The 15,820-nt window shown below is 49.0% G+C and carries 15 protein-coding genes; 7 read left to right on the forward strand and 8 right to left on the reverse strand.

Annotated elements, in window-relative coordinates; genetic code table 11:
• Nucleotides 1–306 precede the first annotated feature (306 nt).
• Nucleotides 307–933 carry a LysE family translocator gene (locus tag QMN38_RS04535; protein ID WP_271456219.1) on the forward strand — a complete coding sequence of 209 codons (627 nt, stop codon included), beginning with the start codon at nt 307–309 and terminating at the stop codon, nt 931–933.
• A gap of 78 nt (nt 934–1,011) precedes the next feature.
• Here the strand turns inward: QMN38_RS04535 and QMN38_RS04540 are convergent, their stop codons facing one another.
• From QMN38_RS04540 to QMN38_RS04550, 3 genes are all read right to left on the reverse strand, one after another.
• On the reverse strand, nt 1,012–1,212 hold the full coding sequence (locus tag QMN38_RS04540; RefSeq protein ID WP_075551355.1) for a hypothetical protein: 201 nt from the start codon (nt 1,210–1,212) through the stop codon (nt 1,012–1,014).
• 82 nt (nt 1,213–1,294) lie between these two features.
• Nucleotides 1,295–2,029 carry a two-component system response regulator YpdB gene (gene ypdB / locus QMN38_RS04545; RefSeq protein WP_271440214.1) on the reverse strand — a complete coding sequence of 245 codons (735 nt, stop codon included), beginning with the start codon at nt 2,027–2,029 and terminating at the stop codon, nt 1,295–1,297.
• A gap of 14 nt (nt 2,030–2,043) precedes the next feature.
• Nucleotides 2,044–3,741, reverse strand: coding sequence for a sensor histidine kinase (locus tag QMN38_RS04550; protein ID WP_271448557.1), 1,698 nt, complete (start codon nt 3,739–3,741; stop codon nt 2,044–2,046).
• Nucleotides 3,742–4,128: 387 nt separating this feature from the next.
• Between QMN38_RS04550 and alaC the strand changes: the two genes are divergently transcribed.
• Entirely contained in the window at nt 4,129–5,367 is a 1,239-nt protein-coding gene (gene alaC / locus QMN38_RS04555) for an alanine transaminase (protein WP_137384255.1), read from the forward strand.
• Between the two features lie 67 nt (nt 5,368–5,434).
• Here the strand turns inward: alaC and ypdK are convergent, their stop codons facing one another.
• Nucleotides 5,435–5,506: a membrane protein YpdK gene (gene ypdK / locus QMN38_RS04560; RefSeq protein WP_010723117.1), complete on the reverse strand. Its 72-nt coding sequence runs from the start codon at nt 5,504–5,506 to the stop codon at nt 5,435–5,437.
• 344 nt (nt 5,507–5,850) lie between these two features.
• Here ypdK and QMN38_RS04565 point away from each other — a divergent pair, with 344 nt between their 5' ends.
• Nucleotides 5,851–6,465, forward strand: a complete 615-nt coding sequence (locus QMN38_RS04565; protein WP_271448555.1) for a lysozyme inhibitor LprI family protein — start codon at nt 5,851–5,853, stop codon at nt 6,463–6,465.
• A gap of 41 nt (nt 6,466–6,506) precedes the next feature.
• Here the strand turns inward: QMN38_RS04565 and lpxP are convergent, their stop codons facing one another.
• Nucleotides 6,507–7,427 (reverse strand): kdo(2)-lipid IV(A) palmitoleoyltransferase, encoded by a 921-nt coding sequence (lpxP, locus tag QMN38_RS04570; protein WP_323604617.1) that lies wholly within the window; start codon nt 7,425–7,427, stop codon nt 6,507–6,509.
• Between the two features lie 440 nt (nt 7,428–7,867).
• Here lpxP and QMN38_RS04575 point away from each other — a divergent pair, with 440 nt between their 5' ends.
• Nucleotides 7,868–8,110, forward strand: coding sequence for a YfdY family protein (locus tag QMN38_RS04575; RefSeq protein WP_271440216.1), 243 nt, complete (start codon nt 7,868–7,870; stop codon nt 8,108–8,110).
• Between the two features lie 115 nt (nt 8,111–8,225).
• On the opposite strand, the gene pgtP is transcribed toward QMN38_RS04575, so the two are convergent.
• Nucleotides 8,226–9,617, reverse strand: coding sequence for a phosphoglycerate transporter PgtP (gene pgtP / locus QMN38_RS04580; RefSeq protein ID WP_040231431.1), 1,392 nt, complete (start codon nt 9,615–9,617; stop codon nt 8,226–8,228).
• Nucleotides 9,618–10,032: 415 nt separating this feature from the next.
• Here pgtP and pgtC point away from each other — a divergent pair, with 415 nt between their 5' ends.
• The 3 genes from pgtC to pgtA are packed head-to-tail and all read left to right on the forward strand — an operon-like array spanning nt 10,033 to nt 14,475.
• Complete coding sequence (gene pgtC, locus QMN38_RS04585; protein ID WP_271440254.1) at nt 10,033–11,232, forward strand: phosphoglycerate transport regulator PgtC; 1,200 nt, start codon at nt 10,033–10,035, stop codon at nt 11,230–11,232.
• Nucleotides 11,229–13,238: a two-component system sensor histidine kinase PgtB gene (pgtB, locus tag QMN38_RS04590; protein WP_323604618.1), complete on the forward strand. Its 2,010-nt coding sequence runs from the start codon at nt 11,229–11,231 to the stop codon at nt 13,236–13,238. The genes pgtC and pgtB overlap by 4 nt, the downstream gene beginning before the upstream one ends.
• Complete coding sequence (gene pgtA / locus QMN38_RS04595) at nt 13,228–14,475, forward strand: two-component system response regulator PgtA (RefSeq protein ID WP_271448553.1); 1,248 nt, start codon at nt 13,228–13,230, stop codon at nt 14,473–14,475. Before pgtB ends, pgtA begins: the two co-directional genes overlap by 11 nt.
• A gap of 100 nt (nt 14,476–14,575) precedes the next feature.
• On the opposite strand, the gene QMN38_RS04600 is transcribed toward pgtA, so the two are convergent.
• Entirely contained in the window at nt 14,576–15,115 is a 540-nt protein-coding gene (locus tag QMN38_RS04600; RefSeq protein WP_271440219.1) for a DUF2058 domain-containing protein, read from the reverse strand.
• A 116-nt stretch (nt 15,116–15,231) separates the two neighbouring features.
• Nucleotides 15,232–15,708: a WbuC family cupin fold metalloprotein gene (locus tag QMN38_RS04605; RefSeq protein WP_323604619.1), complete on the reverse strand. Its 477-nt coding sequence runs from the start codon at nt 15,706–15,708 to the stop codon at nt 15,232–15,234.
• Nucleotides 15,709–15,820: the final 112 nt, after the last annotated feature.

The following is a 15,820-nucleotide window of genomic DNA, read 5'->3' on the forward strand; positions in this document are numbered from 1 at the left end:
GGTTGCCGCAATAATAAGAAAAAGTATAAATATCACTCTTGTGGATAACGTGTCGAAATATCATTAAGTTAGCGTAAATTTAATGCTTTTCACTTTATGAGAACGGACATCTTATTTAGAGTAATACGTCGGGATAGTATTGCATTATCCAGGCCAGATTGCTGCAATAAGACTCGATTTATCGTGAGGAATTCTTTTTAGTATATTTAGTAAGCGGTAAAAGTGATGGAGCTTAAAGAGGCTGGTGAGCTAGAATAAACTTCCTGATTTATTGGTAATACATTTCAGCCTGGCGAATTTTTAAATATGTTTATTCCTTCTGTTAGTGCGACGGCCTTTGTTGCTTCGATTGCCACATTGGGCATTCTTTCTCCCGGCCCGGACTTCTTCATGGTGATTAAAAATGCGGCGCGCTACAAGCGTCTTCAGGCCATGATGACGGCTTTTGGCATCGTCGGTGGTGTGGCGACCCATATGTCCTACTGTGTGGCTGGACTGGCGGTTGTTATTACCACGACACCCTGGCTATTCGATATTCTGAAATATGCGGGGGCTGCGTATCTGATTTGGGTGGGGCTGCAAGCTCTGCTGTCACGCGGACACAACAGTATGGATATGACCCAGGTTGCGCGCCAGGAAGTGACGTTAGGTAAAGCATTTCTGCAGGGTTATTTGTGCAACCTGCTCAATCCAAAAGCGACGCTGTTTTTCCTGTCGATCTTCACTCAGGTGCTGAGCGTCCAGTCTGGTTTTCCAGAAAAAGCCTGGTATGCCGGCGTTATTTTGATGGTGTCAGTGATTTGGTGGCCGGTACTCGTGATCCTTATCCAAAGTGCGCCAGTTCGCGCAGGCCTGGCAAAGGCGCAGAAAATCATCGATAAAATGCTGGGCGGTCTGCTTATTGCTCTCGGTATTAAGGTTGCTCTTAGCTAATTCGGTTTAGCCTGTAGCATGTCCTGCACACTAAGTGGCCGCGAGTTAATGGTTTAGTTAGCCCGCGACCGGTTATTGTCAGTGAGATGTCGTGCTTGTTGCGTTTTGTATCGGCAGTTTCCCGGCTCTCAGTAGCACCATCTCTTGCTTGCACAGCAGTACGACAGCCTGACGAGCCTTCATTCGACGTGAGGTGAGGGCTTTTTTCACCGTACGGCGATCCGCACCCATTTCCAGCATCTGAAAACATAACTGGGATAGCGCATGTCTGTATTTCATTGAAAATTCACTTTATTACGTTTTATAGCACCGGCAGTAGATAGCCATTTTACAACAATCCGCATGGTCATGACTAATCGCGCTATAGATGCATTAATTGCCTGAATTCTTTTACTTTGCTCCGGCTAACCGGGATTTCAAATTCCAGATCTTTCAATCGCAAAATATAGGTGTTGTTAAACCACGGTTCGATCTCGCGGATTTTGTTCAGGTTTACGCAGAATGAGCGGTGGCAGCGGAAAAAATGTGAGGCAGGCAGTTTGCTGCAAAATTCGGTGATGTTCATCGGCATGACATACGATTCGCGCCGAGTGTAGACGAAGGTCATCTTTTCATGGGCTTCAGCGTAGTAAATATCGTTGATTGGCGTAACGATAATCCGCTCGTCTTTGATTAGGTTGATCGTATCGTTTTCACGCGTCACCGGGCTGCTAAGGGGGGCTCCTGTTTGCTGCTGCTGCCAGGCCGCCTCCAGTTTTTGCAACATGCCGACAATTCGTGATTCCTGGTACGGTTTCAGAATATAGTCAAACGCTTCCAGTTCAAAGGCTTCAACAGCGTGTTCTTTCCAGGCTGTAATAAACACAATAAAGGGCTTATGCGCAAACTGACTGATGTTTTGTGCCAACAGCACACCATCCAGTGATGGAATATTTATATCCAGAAAAATAGCGTCAACGCGGTTGTGCTGCAGGTATTTAAGCACATCCAGACCGTCGTCAAATGTACCGACAATCTCCATCTGGCTGTGCTCTTTTATCAGCCAGCTAAGTTCCTGTTGGGCCAGGAATTCATCTTCAACAATGATGACTTTCACAACTTTACTCCTGGTTAAAGCAATAATGTGGCCGGGGCTGCTGCAGGTGAGTGCTGGTTTGGCACGTAAAACGCAATCTCTGTGCCAGGTTCAAGACGACGGATATGTAGCCCTTCACCGTACAGGAGCTTAACGCGGTGATGTACATTCAACAGGCCAATTTTATTGCCCGGCATTTCATTGGACTCAACGCGTTCAATGACTTTCGGATCGATACCATGGCCGGTATCTCTGACGGCAATGCGTACCCGATTACCACATTCCGCCACGCTGATCGTGACCACACCTTTCCCTTTGCAGGGCTGGATCCCATGGACGATGGCGTTCTCAACCAATGGCTGAATCAGCAGGCTGGGAATAAAACAGCTGACCTCTTCATCAATATCATAAATAACCGTCAACTTATCGCCAAAACGGGCCTGTTCAATAGCAATGTAATCCTTAATTTGATACAGCTCTTTCTTGATGTCGATCTGCTCATCATCTTTTAATTCAATATTATAGCGAAGATAGCGTGATAAATTAAAAATGAGCTGGCGTGCAGTGTCCGGGTTCAGTCGCACTGACGATGAGATAGCGTTTAGCGCGTTAAACAGAAAATGGGGATTTATTTTACTTTGTAGTGCCCGCAACTCTGCCTTATTTGCCATTTCGCGTAGCTGCTCGGCGCGGGAAACCTCAAGCTGAGTCGAGATAATTTGTGACAGGCCGATAGCCATTTCTTGTAATGAAGATGTGATCTGGTGGGCATGGCAGTAGTAGATTTTCAGCGTGCCAGTGACCACACCTTTTTCCCACAACGGTATTACCAGCATGGAGTGTATTTCCGGCGTGCGATGGGCTTCATCATTGTTCTTTATGATGATTTTTCCGTAATTTATCGCCTGCTGGGTGGTCGGGCTAACGAAATCATCGTTATCGCGGTAGTTCAGTTCGCCAACGCCGACATAGGCCAGAACGTGCTGGGTATTGGTGATCGCGACGGCATCTGCATGAATATCATGGCGAATAATTTCGCACACTTGGCGTAGCGACTCGCTATTGACCTGACGAAAAAGCGGCAGGGTTTTGTTGGCGATATCCAGCGCCAGTTTAGCCTGTTTTGCCGCACTGGCTTCTTTCTCTCCTTCCACGCTTTGTACCAGCATGACGATAAAGCCGATACAGACGCTGCCAAGGATCATTGGGATACCGATTTTCGAGACGATATCCAGCCCCAGTTCGGTTGTGGGAGCCCAGGCGACCACCAGAATCATGGTCAATGATTCGCACAGCATCCCGCCTAAAATACCGGCGCGCCAGTGTTGTGCCTTAGGGATTTTTCGGTTGATCCAACCCGCAATACAGCCAGCAAGGATGCTGGTAATAAAACAGGGAAGGGCGGTAACACCTCCGATATCAATCAGATAACGGTGTGTACCCGCGATGAGTCCGGTAATGACACCGACCCATGGGCCGAACAGAATTCCGCCTGACATCACGGCAATAATACGCACGTTCACCAGTGAGCCTTCTACCGGTACACCAGACCAGGTGCTGAACAGGGCAAACATGGAGAAAATGGCCGTAACGGCGAGCAGTTCTTTCACCGAGTGGGCTGACTTGTGCAACAGTTCGCGGAACAGGCGGATACGAATCAGGAAAAACAGACAGAACAGCATCAGCGCTGCCCGATCAAAGACCGCCAGCAGCATATTGAATATTTCGTGCACAGGTGACTCTTGCGAAGGGGTTAAACCCCTATGATAGGTAACCTGAGGCTGGATGACCAGCATCCCTGTCAGCACAGGTTAATGAGGAAAAACCACAATATTAAAAGGGGATTGTTGCATGATTGTTGTATTTACAATATCCCTCCAGAGAAGGCGAACTTCAACGTAATGTATTTAATAACAAAATGTTAAAAAATGGTGATTTCATGAGGGTTGGATATTCATGCATTTCCCGTTTTAGAAACGCTGTTCCTCTTTTATGCCGATAAAAAATATTTTGCTGTACCTCTCGACAGAAGGAAATTAATCAGGCTATTTTCTAAACGTGCCACCATCGTGGCAGCGTCGCTCGGACGGTCCGGGCGCTAACGTACATCTGAGGATATTATGGCTGACTCCCGCCCTGAACGTCGTTTTACGCGTATTGATCGTCTCCCCCCTTACGTTTTTAACATTACCGCTGAACTGAAGATGGCTGCGCGTCGGCGCGGCGAAGATATTATCGATTTCAGCATGGGGAATCCGGACGGTGCTACGCCTCCTCACATTGTCGAAAAACTGTGTACCGTGGCGCAGCGCCCGGATACCCACGGTTATTCAACGTCGCGCGGTATTCCTCGTTTACGTCGGGCGATTTCTCGCTGGTATCAGGAACGCTATGACGTCGAGATCGATCCTGAATCCGAAGCGATTGTAACGATTGGCTCCAAAGAGGGGCTGGCTCACCTGATGTTGGCGACATTGGATCACGGCGACACGGTCCTGGTGCCGAATCCCAGTTATCCCATCCATATTTATGGTGCCGTTATCGCCGGAGCACAGGTGCGTTCCGTGCCGCTGGTGGAAGGGGTCGACTTCTTTAATGAACTGGAGCGTGCGATTCGCGAAAGCTATCCGAAACCGAAGATGATGATCTTAGGCTTCCCGTCCAACCCGACGGCGCAGTGTGTCGAGCTGGAGTTTTTCGAAAAGGTCGTCGCGCTGGCTAAACGCTACGATGTGCTGGTGGTTCACGACCTGGCCTATGCCGATATTGTCTACGATGGCTGGAAAGCGCCATCGATTATGCAGGTTCCGGGGGCCCGTGATGTTGCCGTTGAATTTTTCACCTTGTCGAAAAGCTATAACATGGCGGGGTGGCGCATTGGTTTTATGGTTGGCAATAAAACGCTGGTAAACGCACTGGCGCGCATTAAGAGCTATCACGATTATGGAACGTTTACACCGCTGCAGGTAGCCGCTATTGCCGCGCTGGAAGGTGATCAGCAGTGTGTACGGGATATCGCTGAGCAATATAAGCGTCGTCGCGATGTGCTGGTCAAAGGGCTGCATGAAGCGGGCTGGATGGTTGAAATGCCAAAAGCGTCGATGTACGTGTGGGCGAAAATTCCGGAGCAGTACGCCGCAATGGGGTCGCTTGAATTTGCCAAAAAATTGCTGAATGAGGCGAAGGTTTGTGTTTCGCCGGGGATTGGCTTTGGGGACTATGGTGATACACACGTGCGTTTTGCGTTGATTGAGAACCGTGACCGTACCCGCCAGGCAATCCGCGGAATCAAAGCCATGTTCCGCGCAGATGGTTTACTCCCGGCCAGCCCGAAATCAGCCACTGAAAGTACCGACTAGCAAAACTTTCACCTTACAACGCAAACAGGAGCCAAATGGCTCCTGTTTTTTTGCTGCATCTTTCAATTTAGATCATCAGGGCAAAAGTACCGGCCCATACGATGACCATAAAAGAAATGCCCATAAAGAAATATTTCACTTTTCATCTCTCCGCATACGATGAGTACGCCTAAATGAACATATGCTTACCTGACAGAGAGCTGATGCGAGCATAAACGAAAGGGAGAATACCCCGCGTTTGCTTGGCTGCATCACCTCAGAATTCTGAGCTTTAATGCTCCAGACGGCGCTAATGTACGCCTAAAAATGAGGTGAAACAAGAGGCATTTTTTTATTTAATTTTAGTAACTTACAAGTGTCGTGATTCGGCGACAGTTTAATTTCTGACGGTAATAAATTGCTATTGAGCGACGTAGTTGTTACTCAGAGAATTCTCATATCACCTTGAGGTTAATGCGGTTAATTTTCTCGCGGAATTTGATAATGAAAAGGTTAAAAATGACCAGATTAATGATGTTAGCACTTGTTCTTGCGCCATTGACGTCGATGGCGGCTGCACCACAAGCGTTCAATTTCAACTGCGCAAGTATTGGTGGTGTGAATAGTGATGGTAAAGGCAATGTATGGATTAATGGCACAAAAGCGACCATTAAGACCTTTAATGAAAATTATTGGGAGGCGAAGAGCGGTAAAAATACCGTCTCTATTTCCAGAAAAGATGACGGAAACCCGGAAGTGTCCTGGGCTGGCCCAAACCGCAAGCATGGGATTTGTCAGCCTGAAGATAATGTTGATTTCTCTCCGGCGAAAAAATCGACTCATGCTGGCCCATCGTTCTCCTGTTCTGCAGCAGAAAAGGGAAGTATGGAAGAGATTATCTGTCAGAGTCCCTCGCTCTCCGCAATGGATTTAAAATTGAACGGGGTCTACAAGCAGGCGCTGGCTAAATCGAAAAATGACCCGACGCTAAAAGCAGAGCAACGAGGCTGGATCAAAGGACGTAATGAATGCTGGAAAGAGCAGGATAAGCCCGCCTGCCTTGCCAGAGAATATAGTGAACGAATGACTGAACTACAGAACAAGTGGGGTGTTAAGTAATTCAAGCGCAGAAATAAAGAAAGGCCATTCGGCCTTTCTTTTTAGACATATAGCGAGGATTCACCCATCGGGCGGGTTTTGAAACGACGATGGATCCAGAGATACTGCTCGGGTGCCCGCATGATCTCTTTCTCAATGATTTTGTTCATATAGGCCGCGGCCTGGTTTTCATCTTCCGGGTAGCCTTCCATTTCTGGCGTGATAAACAGACGGTAGCCGGAGTTATCAGATTTTCTCACCATGGTGACGGTCAGCATTTTCGCCCCCGACAAGCGTGACAGCACATAGGTACCGTTGGTTGTTGCAACATCTTTGACGGCGAAGAATGGCGCAAATGAGCTGCCTTTACGGCCATAATCCTGATCGGGTGCAAACCATACGGCTTCCCCTTTTTTCAGTGCGCCGACAATGCCGCGCAGATTATTTCTGCCGATCATGGCTTTGTTCGAGCGCATACGGCCACGGGTTTGTATCCACTCCATTAATTTGTTGTTGTGCGGGCGGTAGGTTGCCATCATTGGCTGGCAAAGCCCCATCACACGGCCCCCCAGTTCCAGCGACATAAAATGCACGCCGACTACCATTACGCCACGGTTATGCGCCTGAGCGCGTTGCAGGTTGTCCAGGCCTTCAACATCAAACCATTTACGCACCCGGCGATCTGGCCAGAACCAGGCCATTCCGGTTTCAAGCAGTGCCATGCCGAGTGAGCGGAAGTTCTCGTCGACCAGTTTGTTCCTTTCTTCTTGTGACAGATTCGGGAAACAGAGTTCGAGATTTTTATGGGCAATGGATTCCCGGCGCTTTAAAAATGGGCGCGCCAGCGTACCTGTACGGGTGCCCAGAAAACATAAAACAGGATAAGGGAGTTGCACCAGTAACCAGAGCACACCGACACCGAACCATGTGAGCCAGTAGCGCGGATGCAAAAACGCGCGCGAAAATTTACATTGGGGGAACATAAGCACCTGTTGTTGGTACGAAAATAATGTATCGCGAAGATTCTTTGTCTACAGCGTTACTCTCTGACACTGAACAGTTAGGTCACTATGAGCGACAATGGTTCCTGTAAAGAGTGTAAAACTGAGTCAGGACAAACCACGAGGGGTATGAATGATCGGACGCACAATGTACACCCGAAGATTAATGTCATCCAGAAATAATTCCTCAAGTTTCGTAAATGTTTTTTGGTCGATAAAAAGCAAGAATAGGTTTATAGATAATTTGTTGTTTTTATGACGATTAAATAAAGGCCAACAGAGAATGCTCTGTTCAGAAGGTGAACAGTTATTGTAGCGAAAATGTTGCTTGAATTGCGAACGGATAGGAATTGTCTTAGACTATAAAATCAAGGAAGTGTAAGGACTTACGTCGATTTTTACGGCAGACAGGAGGTAACGCTATGTTCTATTTTTGGACTTTCCTCGCATTGAGCATTCTGTGCGTCAGTTGCTATATTTGGCAGGTAATGGGCGCTGCCGCGTCAATTAGTTCTTTTTTCGGCATGGCTATCCTTACGGCATTAATTTATTTCTTTACCATACGGTTGACTGATGGAAACGAAATGGTAACGGGACTATTTCTTTTTCTTGCCCCGACATGCGGATTGATCATTCGCTTTATGGTGGGGGATGATAAGCATTAAATCGAAGGTTCATAACTGAAAACGCCATTGTGTACCCCATTGACTGATTTTCTGGCTTCCATCTGAGCAAACTAAAGTGCCAGCATCGCTGGCACTTTTTTCTCTCTAAAGCAGATTACCTTGCATCAGCAAGCTGCAGCTCGGTGTCCTGTTGTTGGGCATTTTTTCGTTGTTGTTCGAGTTCCAGCGCCCCGCGGTGAGACAGATAGCAGAACAGAATGCAGCAGACAATCCCGCCCATCAGCAGATAGAAACCGCCATGCCATCCCATTTTATCGACCATGACACCAAACAGACTGGTTCCCAGCGATGCACCAAAAATGTAGCTCATAAAACCACGTAATCCGACCGCCGAACCGACAGCAAAGCTAGGGACGATTTCCATGGTCTGAACAGACGCCAGGAACTGGGGAACATAGATCAAGCACCCGACGATGGCAGCAAAAATAGTGACCATCAGCAGAGATTCACTTTTCCAGTAACCAATCAGGCAGACGAAGATCAGCGCCATACAAATCATGGCCAACGGCATGCGACGACCTTTAAACAGTTTGTCGGTCAGCCAGCCTGCCAGCAATGTGGAAGGAATTGCCGCCCATTCGAAAAACAGGAACGCCACACTCATTTGCTCTTTCGAGAAATGTTTTTCAGTTAACAGATAAATCGGTAACCAACTGATCATGCCAAAACGCACCATATAGACAAAAACGTCTACCAGTGAAACATACCAGGCATTTTTGTTACGCAGCACGTAGGTGCAAAAAATCTGAAAGGCGCTCATGTTTTCCGGTGCCTGGGTTACGTGTCGGGCATTTAACACGACTTTTTCTTCCGGCATCATCTGTTCCAGAGCAGGCAAGCCTTCTTCGCGTGGTGAGCCTTTGCCCAACATCAGAACAATAAAAGCAAATAGCACCGCAACACAGGCTGGGACGATATAGCTGGCGCTTTGCCAGTGTTCGCTGCCGAGAATAGCAAAGGCGGCACCAACAATGGGGGCGACAATACCGCCACCGACGTTGTGTGAGATATTCCAGAATGCGCCAACGCGTCCACGCTCTTTGCGTGGGAACCAGTTGGCGATGGTAATAAACGAGGGACCGACGCCCATCCCCTGGAACAACCCGTTGAAGACCACCAGCGCGGCAAAAATCCAGAATCCGGTGCTGAACCCTAAGCCAACGTTGACAATGGCGCACAGGATCAGACCGCAAGCCATAAAGACTTTCGGGCTGGCTTTGTCTGCCAGGCTGCTCATGATGCCTTTACTGATCCCATAGGCAATAAGCATACAACTGCTGAGTAAACCAATCTGTGTTGCGCTGAGATCCAGATGTTCTTTCAGGTACGGGGTCGAGAGGGTGAAGTTATTGCGTACAATATAATACGCAAGATAGCCAAGAAATACGCTAAGTAACGCCTGAATGCGGTATCGACCGTAAGTCTCCTGAATTTTTTCTTCCGGGACTTTATTTGCCGATGGCCCTGTCTTGAATATTGATAACATATCATCACCTAAATTTATATTGATGTGAATATCAGGATTTTTCGCAGTGAAGAGTGAAATAGGTGGCGAAGAAATTCAAATTGAAGAAATGTGTCACTATTGACTCAATTTGCTGAAAGTGGGACTGATTTTGACCCTTTTGAATTATGGTGAGGTCAGAACTATTATTCTGAATGCGTTTTTATCATCAGCATGTGCGGGTATTAACAAATTCAAACGACATTTTCGGGTATTCTTTATCTCTGTTATCGCATTCCGTCTGGTTATTCTGATAGCGGTTTTATCTTTTTCACCTGTCATGATAAACGGGTAAGTTTTGTCTCAATATTATTTTTCGACGATGTTGGTATTTATGAACAGGATCACAAACAGACTTTTCTGCCGGGGTAGTTTGTTGGCGCTCTCACTGTGTTTTATGTCGCTGTCGGCGACCTGTCTGGCACAGGGGAAGGAGCTGGTGATGGCGACGACGTTTTCCCCGGGGGCAACGGCCTGGATTATTCAGCGCTGGCAAACGGAGCCGGGGTCCGTGATGATCCGCACGCTGAATCGGACCAGTTCTTCTCTCGAACAACTGCTCGATACCGCGAATGCGGAAAACGTTGACCTGATTTTAACCTCTTCGCCGATGCTACTGCAGCATCTTCAGGAGCATCAGAAACTTGCTCCTTTTGATAACGCATTGCCGGAAAGCCAGCGGCTGGTGCCTGAGTCAATACGGTCGACGTCTGTAGCCGTGGCGATCTCAGGATTTGGTCTGCTGATTAATCGTTCAGCACTGACAGCGCGACATCTGCCTCCACCGACGGACTGGGGGGATTTAACGCATCCTAAATATCAAAATGCCCTGCTGATGAGTAGTCCATCGCGCTCCGATACCAATCACCTGATGGTTGAATCACTGCTGCAGCAAAAGGGGTGGCAAGAAGGTTGGGCGACATTGCTGGCCAGTGCCGGGAACCTGGTGACCATCTCATCACGCAGCTTTGGTGTTGCGGATAAAATTAAGAGCGGATTGGGCGTTGCGGGGCCAGTTATTGATAACTATGCCAATCTGCTGCTCAATGACCCCAATCTGACCTTTACTTACTTCCCACACTCTGCGGTCTCGCCGACCTACGTAGCTGTGCTGAAAAACAGCCCGCGTGCCAATGAAGCACAACGTTTTATCCGCTATTTATTGAGCCCAGAAGGGCAGCGGATCCTTGCCGATGCGAATACCGGTAAATATCCGGTAACGTCGCTGGCAGCAGATAACCCGCGTGCAGCCCAACAGGCCATTTTGATGAAACAGCCACCGCTTAATTACCGTCTGATCCTGAAACGACAACAACTGGTCCAGCGCATGTTTGATACGGCCATCAGTTTCCGCCTCGCACAGCTTAAGGATGCCTGGCGAGCGCTGTACAGTGCGGAAGCACGTCTGAAACACCCGTTACCCGAAATCAGAGCGCTGTTAACCCAGGTCCCAATCGACGCCAGGAGCAGCGAAGATGAAGCCTGGCTTGCTCAATTCGATAATAAAAGTTTTGCTGAACAGCAAATGATGGAGTGGCAACTCTGGTTTCTTAACAACCAGCGCCTGGCGATATCAAAACTGGAAGAACTACAATGAAAGGCGGTTCGCTATGGCAACGTCTTCGTCAGCTCAGCATCAGCAGCAGTTTGCGGGGTGCTTTTCTGACGGGAGCTTTACTGACGCTAAGCGTGAGCTGTGTCAGTTTGTATTCCTGGCATGAGCAAAGCTCGCAAATCCGCTATTCGCTCGATGACTATTTCCCGCGCGTGCATTCTGCTTTTTTGATTGAAGGGAATCTTAACCTGGTTGTCGATCAGCTTAATGAATTCCTGCTTGCCCCCAATACGACCGTACGGCTGCAACTGCGCAATCAGATCATAGAGCATCTGGACAAAATTGAACTGCTGAGTCGGGGATTGCAACCCACGGAACAGCAACAGCTGGCGGTGATTTTGCAGGATAGCCGGGCGTTGATGACCGAGCTGGACAGGGTGCTCTACAACATGTTCCTGGTACGCGAAAAAGTCAGCGAACTTTCCGCGCGAATCGACTGGTTACATGATGATTTCACGACCGAACTGAACTCTCTGGTGCAGGATTTCACCTGGCAGCAGGGAACGTTGTTGGATCAAATTGAAGCGAAAAATGGTGACGCGGCGTTGTACCTGAAACGCGCCAGGGAGGTGCAAAATGAGCAGCAACAGGTGTACACGCTGGCAAGAATTGAAAACCAGATTGTCGATGATTTACGCGACAGGTTGAATGAACTGAAGTCAGGTAGCGACGACGGCATGCTGGTAGAGAATCATATTCGCTATCTGGAAAATTTGAAGAAAACGGCGGATGAAAATATCCGCACCCTGGACGACTGGCCCAGTACTATCACGTTGCGACAAACCATCGACGAATTGCTGGAAATCGGGATGATGAAAAACAAAATGCCCGATACGATGCGCGATTATGTCGCAGCGCAAAAAGCGCTGGTTGATGCCAGTCATGCCAGAGAAGCTACGCTTGGTCGTTTTCGAACATTGCTTGAGGCTCAGTTGGGAAGTAGTCATCAGCAAATGCAGATGTTTAACCAGCGACTGGAGCAGATTGTTCGCGTCAGCGGTGGGCTTATTCTGCTGGCGACGCTATTGGCGCTGCTTCTTGCCTGGGGGCTCAACCACTACTTTATCCGTTCACGGTTGGTGAAGCGTTTTACCGCGCTCAACCAGGCCGTGGTGCAAATTGGTCTTGGCAGAACCGATGCCTCGATCCCGGTTTATGGTCGTGATGAGCTAGGGCGCATTGCGGGGTTACTGCGCCATACGCTGGGTCAGCTCAATACGCAAAAAAGTCAGCTTGAGCAGGAAGTGGCAGAGCGTAAGGAGATTGAAGCCGATCTGCGAGCGACCCAGGGCGAATTGATTCAGACGGCGAAACTGGCGGTGGTTGGACAGACCATGACCACGCTGGCCCACGAAATCAATCAACCACTGAATGCATTGTCGATGTATCTGTTTACTGCGGGCAGGGCAATTGAACAGGAGCAGTTGGCGCAGGCCAGAAGCACGTTAACCAAAGCTGAAGGACTCATTACCCGTATCGATGCCATTATCCGCTCATTGCGACAGTTTGCGCGCCGGGCCGAGCCGGGGGCACCACTGCATCCGGTCGATTTACGACAAACCTTCAGCGCGGCCTGGGAGCTATTGTCTATGCGGCATAAACCGCAGCAGGGTACGCTTTCGCTGCCGGTTGGGCGCGTGTGGATTACGGGCGATGAAGTGAGAATTCAGCAAGTTCTGGTAAACATACTGGCAAATGCGTTGGATGCCTGCCCGATTGCCGCGAAGATTGACGTTCACTGGCAGACCGAAGGTAGTACGGTATGTGTCTTTGTCAGCGATAATGGCCCCGGCTGGCCTGGTGCACTGCTGCCGTCGCTATTAAAACCGTTTACCACCAGTAAGGATGTTGGTCTCGGTATTGGGCTATCAATTTGTGTCTCGTTAATGACGCAGATGAACGGCGAGCTACGCCTGGCGTCAACGCTGGGGCGCAATGCCTGCGTGGTACTGCAATTCAACCTGACGGATGTAGAAGATGTTGAGTGATGAATATTCTGTTCTGCTGATTGATGATGATGCCGATGTCCTTGATGCTTACACCTTGTTGCTTGAGCAGGCAGGCTATCGGGTATGCGCATGCAATAATCCCTATGATGCCCGAAATTGGCTACAGGCTGACTGGCCCGGTATCGTCCTGAGTGACGTGTGTATGCCTGGCTGTAACGGTATCGAACTGATGGCTCTTTTTCATCAGGATGATAACCAACTGCCGATCCTGCTTATTACCGGTCATGGCGATGTGCCGATGGCTGTGGATGCGGTGAAAAAAGGGGCATGGGATTTTCTGCAAAAGCCGGTCGATCCCGGCAAGCTGCTGTTGCAGGTTGCAGAGGCGTTGCAGCAGCGAAAATCTGTGATTGCCCGTCGTCATTACTGCCAACAAAAGCTGCAGGTTGAGCTGGTTGGCTACAGCGACTGGATAAATCAGTACCGTCAACGCCTGCAGCAACTGGCAGAAACGGATCTTGCCGTCTGGTTTTATGGGGAGCCGGGGACGGGACGCATGACGGGAGCCCGTTATCTGCATCAACTGGGACGTAGCGCCCAGGGGCCGCTTATTCGCGCAGAGCTCACCATCGGGAACACCGCTCAGCTCGATGAGCTGATTGCACAAGCGCAAGGCGGGACGCTGGTATTAAGCCATATAGCGTGTTTGACGCGCGAGCAGCAGCACCAGTTGGTTCACCTGCAAAGCCAGGAGCGGCGTCCTTTTCGGTTAATTGGTATTGGTACGACATCGCTGGTGGAGCTGGCGGCAACAAACCAGATCGTGGCCGAACTGTATTACTGTTTCGCCATGACGCAAATCGCCTGCCAGCCGCTATCCCTGCGCCCGGACGATATTGAGCCGCTTTTTCGCCATTACCTGCAAAAAGCCTGCCTGCGTCTGAACCACCCCATTCCGGAGGTCGACGGGGAATTGCTGAAAGGGATGCGACGTCGTGTATGGCTGAGCAATGTGCGAGAGCTGGCAAACGCCGCAGAGCTTTTTGCCGTTGGGTTGCTGCCATTGGCGGAAACCGCCAATCCGCAGTTGCATATGCCGGAACCGACACCGTTAGATCGCCGGGTTGAAGAGTATGAGCGGCAAATCATTACCGAAGCGCTAAATATTCATCAAGGGCGTATTAATGAAGTGGCAGAATATCTGCAAGTTCCGCGCAAAAAGCTGTATTTGCGGATGAGAAAATACGGGTTAAGCAAAGAACATTATAAGTTCTAGAGTGAGGCGGTGCGGTTATGATAAGGGGCGTTGAGTGAGCATCTGAGTCGTCACCTCATTATTAGAAAAAATGCCGGACTTATTATCCGGCATTTTCCATTTACCACATTAAATCGTCAGGTACGACGAAATCAGCGTACGGATCGTCTTCGTCTTTCGCTTCCTGGCTCAGCTCACAATTTAAGACGATGTAGCTGTCGTCGCGCTGTGCAATTTTATCGGCAACGACAGCCGGGATAATAGCATATTCACTGTCGCGGTCGCTTTCGGCAGTCAGCCGGGCAATAGCCAGACGCCCTTTAATCAATTGCGCCTGTGTCAGCTTATCCACGTAGATTTTTTTAATCAGATTATTATCGGTGAAGTTATACCCAATATCACCTTTAGAAATGGTGATTTTGTTCATTTCAATAAGCTGCTTAATCTGCGCTTTGTATTCTTTCGACAGCGTTGCTTGTTTCTGTTGATCGCTTAACTGCTTATCCCGTTCAATTTGTGCTTTTTTATTCTCTTCAACCGCTTCTCTGGCTTCACGGGCCTGAACGCGCGATTTTTTCGCCGTTCTCTGTACTTTCGCCATTTTTTTGCTGGAGACTAAGCCAGCTTTCAGCATCTGCTCTTGTAGGGTGAGTTTTGTCATTTTGGTGTCTGATCCAATAAAATCGTTGTCAGGATTATAACCTTAACGTCCGATGGGATGCCAGAATACGGGGTTTTACCAAACTGGTTTGGCTTCTGTCTGTTACCGCGAAATGCTCAGGCGCTAAACGGCGCATCTCCGGGCTGAACATGCTGATACCAGGCTATCAACTCAGCCGTACCGGGCTCGCCCTCGGCAGGCGCCCAGGCCGCAACGTCTTGTTCGGCCACGGGTTGATAACCACCGTGTTTAACTTCAAAAATAACGCCCCCCTTATCCAGGGACAAGACGGCATGCCAGATACCGGCATCCATCTCCAGCGCCATGCACTCCTCTCCTAACACAACACGCCGCGTAACGACGCCATCCTCATCAAAATTCAATATCACAAAGCGTCCGCTGAGAGGTATTAACAGCTCAAAGGTATGCGGGTGGCGATGAGGGCGGACATAGGTTCCTGGTTCCATCGCAATCGCCAGACGTTGAACGGGATCGCTTAGTTGCGGATGAAAATTACGATGTGCGCGCAAGCGAGGAGAATTAGCTGCCGCTTCACTTTGTTGTTGCAGATCGCTGAAGGTTATTTGTTTCATGTTAGCCGCCTGAAAGGGGTCCCGTGTCAGTCTGTTTGGATTGTGCAAAGCAGTGTATGTGAAGGCGATGTTGGTAGGGAAGGCATTCATACCCAATAATCATAACAGACTA

The sequence above is a fragment of the Citrobacter sp. R-1.5.2 genome, assembly GCF_035064245.1.
Classification (GTDB): Bacteria; Pseudomonadota; Gammaproteobacteria; order Enterobacterales; family Enterobacteriaceae; genus Citrobacter.

What these genes read in the sequence shown, in the direction of transcription:
- QMN38_RS04535 (WP_271456219.1), top strand. Translation starts at nt 307, where the DNA reads ATGTTTATTCCTTCTGTTAGTGCGACGGCCTTTGTTGCTTCGATTGCC.
- QMN38_RS04540 (WP_075551355.1), bottom strand. Translation starts at nt 1,212, where the DNA reads ATGAAATACAGACATGCGCTATCCCAGTTATGTTTTCAGATGCTGGAA.
- alaC (WP_137384255.1), top strand. Translation starts at nt 4,129, where the DNA reads ATGGCTGACTCCCGCCCTGAACGTCGTTTTACGCGTATTGATCGTCTC.
- QMN38_RS04565 (WP_271448555.1), top strand. Translation starts at nt 5,851, where the DNA reads ATGAAAAGGTTAAAAATGACCAGATTAATGATGTTAGCACTTGTTCTT.
- lpxP (WP_323604617.1), bottom strand. Translation starts at nt 7,427, where the DNA reads ATGTTCCCCCAATGTAAATTTTCGCGCGCGTTTTTGCATCCGCGCTAC.
- QMN38_RS04575 (WP_271440216.1), top strand. Translation starts at nt 7,868, where the DNA reads ATGTTCTATTTTTGGACTTTCCTCGCATTGAGCATTCTGTGCGTCAGT.
- pgtP (WP_040231431.1), bottom strand. Translation starts at nt 9,617, where the DNA reads ATGTTATCAATATTCAAGACAGGGCCATCGGCAAATAAAGTCCCGGAA.
- pgtC (WP_271440254.1), top strand. Translation starts at nt 10,033, where the DNA reads ATGTCGCTGTCGGCGACCTGTCTGGCACAGGGGAAGGAGCTGGTGATG.
- pgtB (WP_323604618.1), top strand. Translation starts at nt 11,229, where the DNA reads ATGAAAGGCGGTTCGCTATGGCAACGTCTTCGTCAGCTCAGCATCAGC.
- pgtA (WP_271448553.1), top strand. Translation starts at nt 13,228, where the DNA reads ATGTTGAGTGATGAATATTCTGTTCTGCTGATTGATGATGATGCCGAT.
- QMN38_RS04600 (WP_271440219.1), bottom strand. Translation starts at nt 15,115, where the DNA reads ATGACAAAACTCACCCTACAAGAGCAGATGCTGAAAGCTGGCTTAGTC.
- QMN38_RS04605 (WP_323604619.1), bottom strand. Translation starts at nt 15,708, where the DNA reads ATGAAACAAATAACCTTCAGCGATCTGCAACAACAAAGTGAAGCGGCA.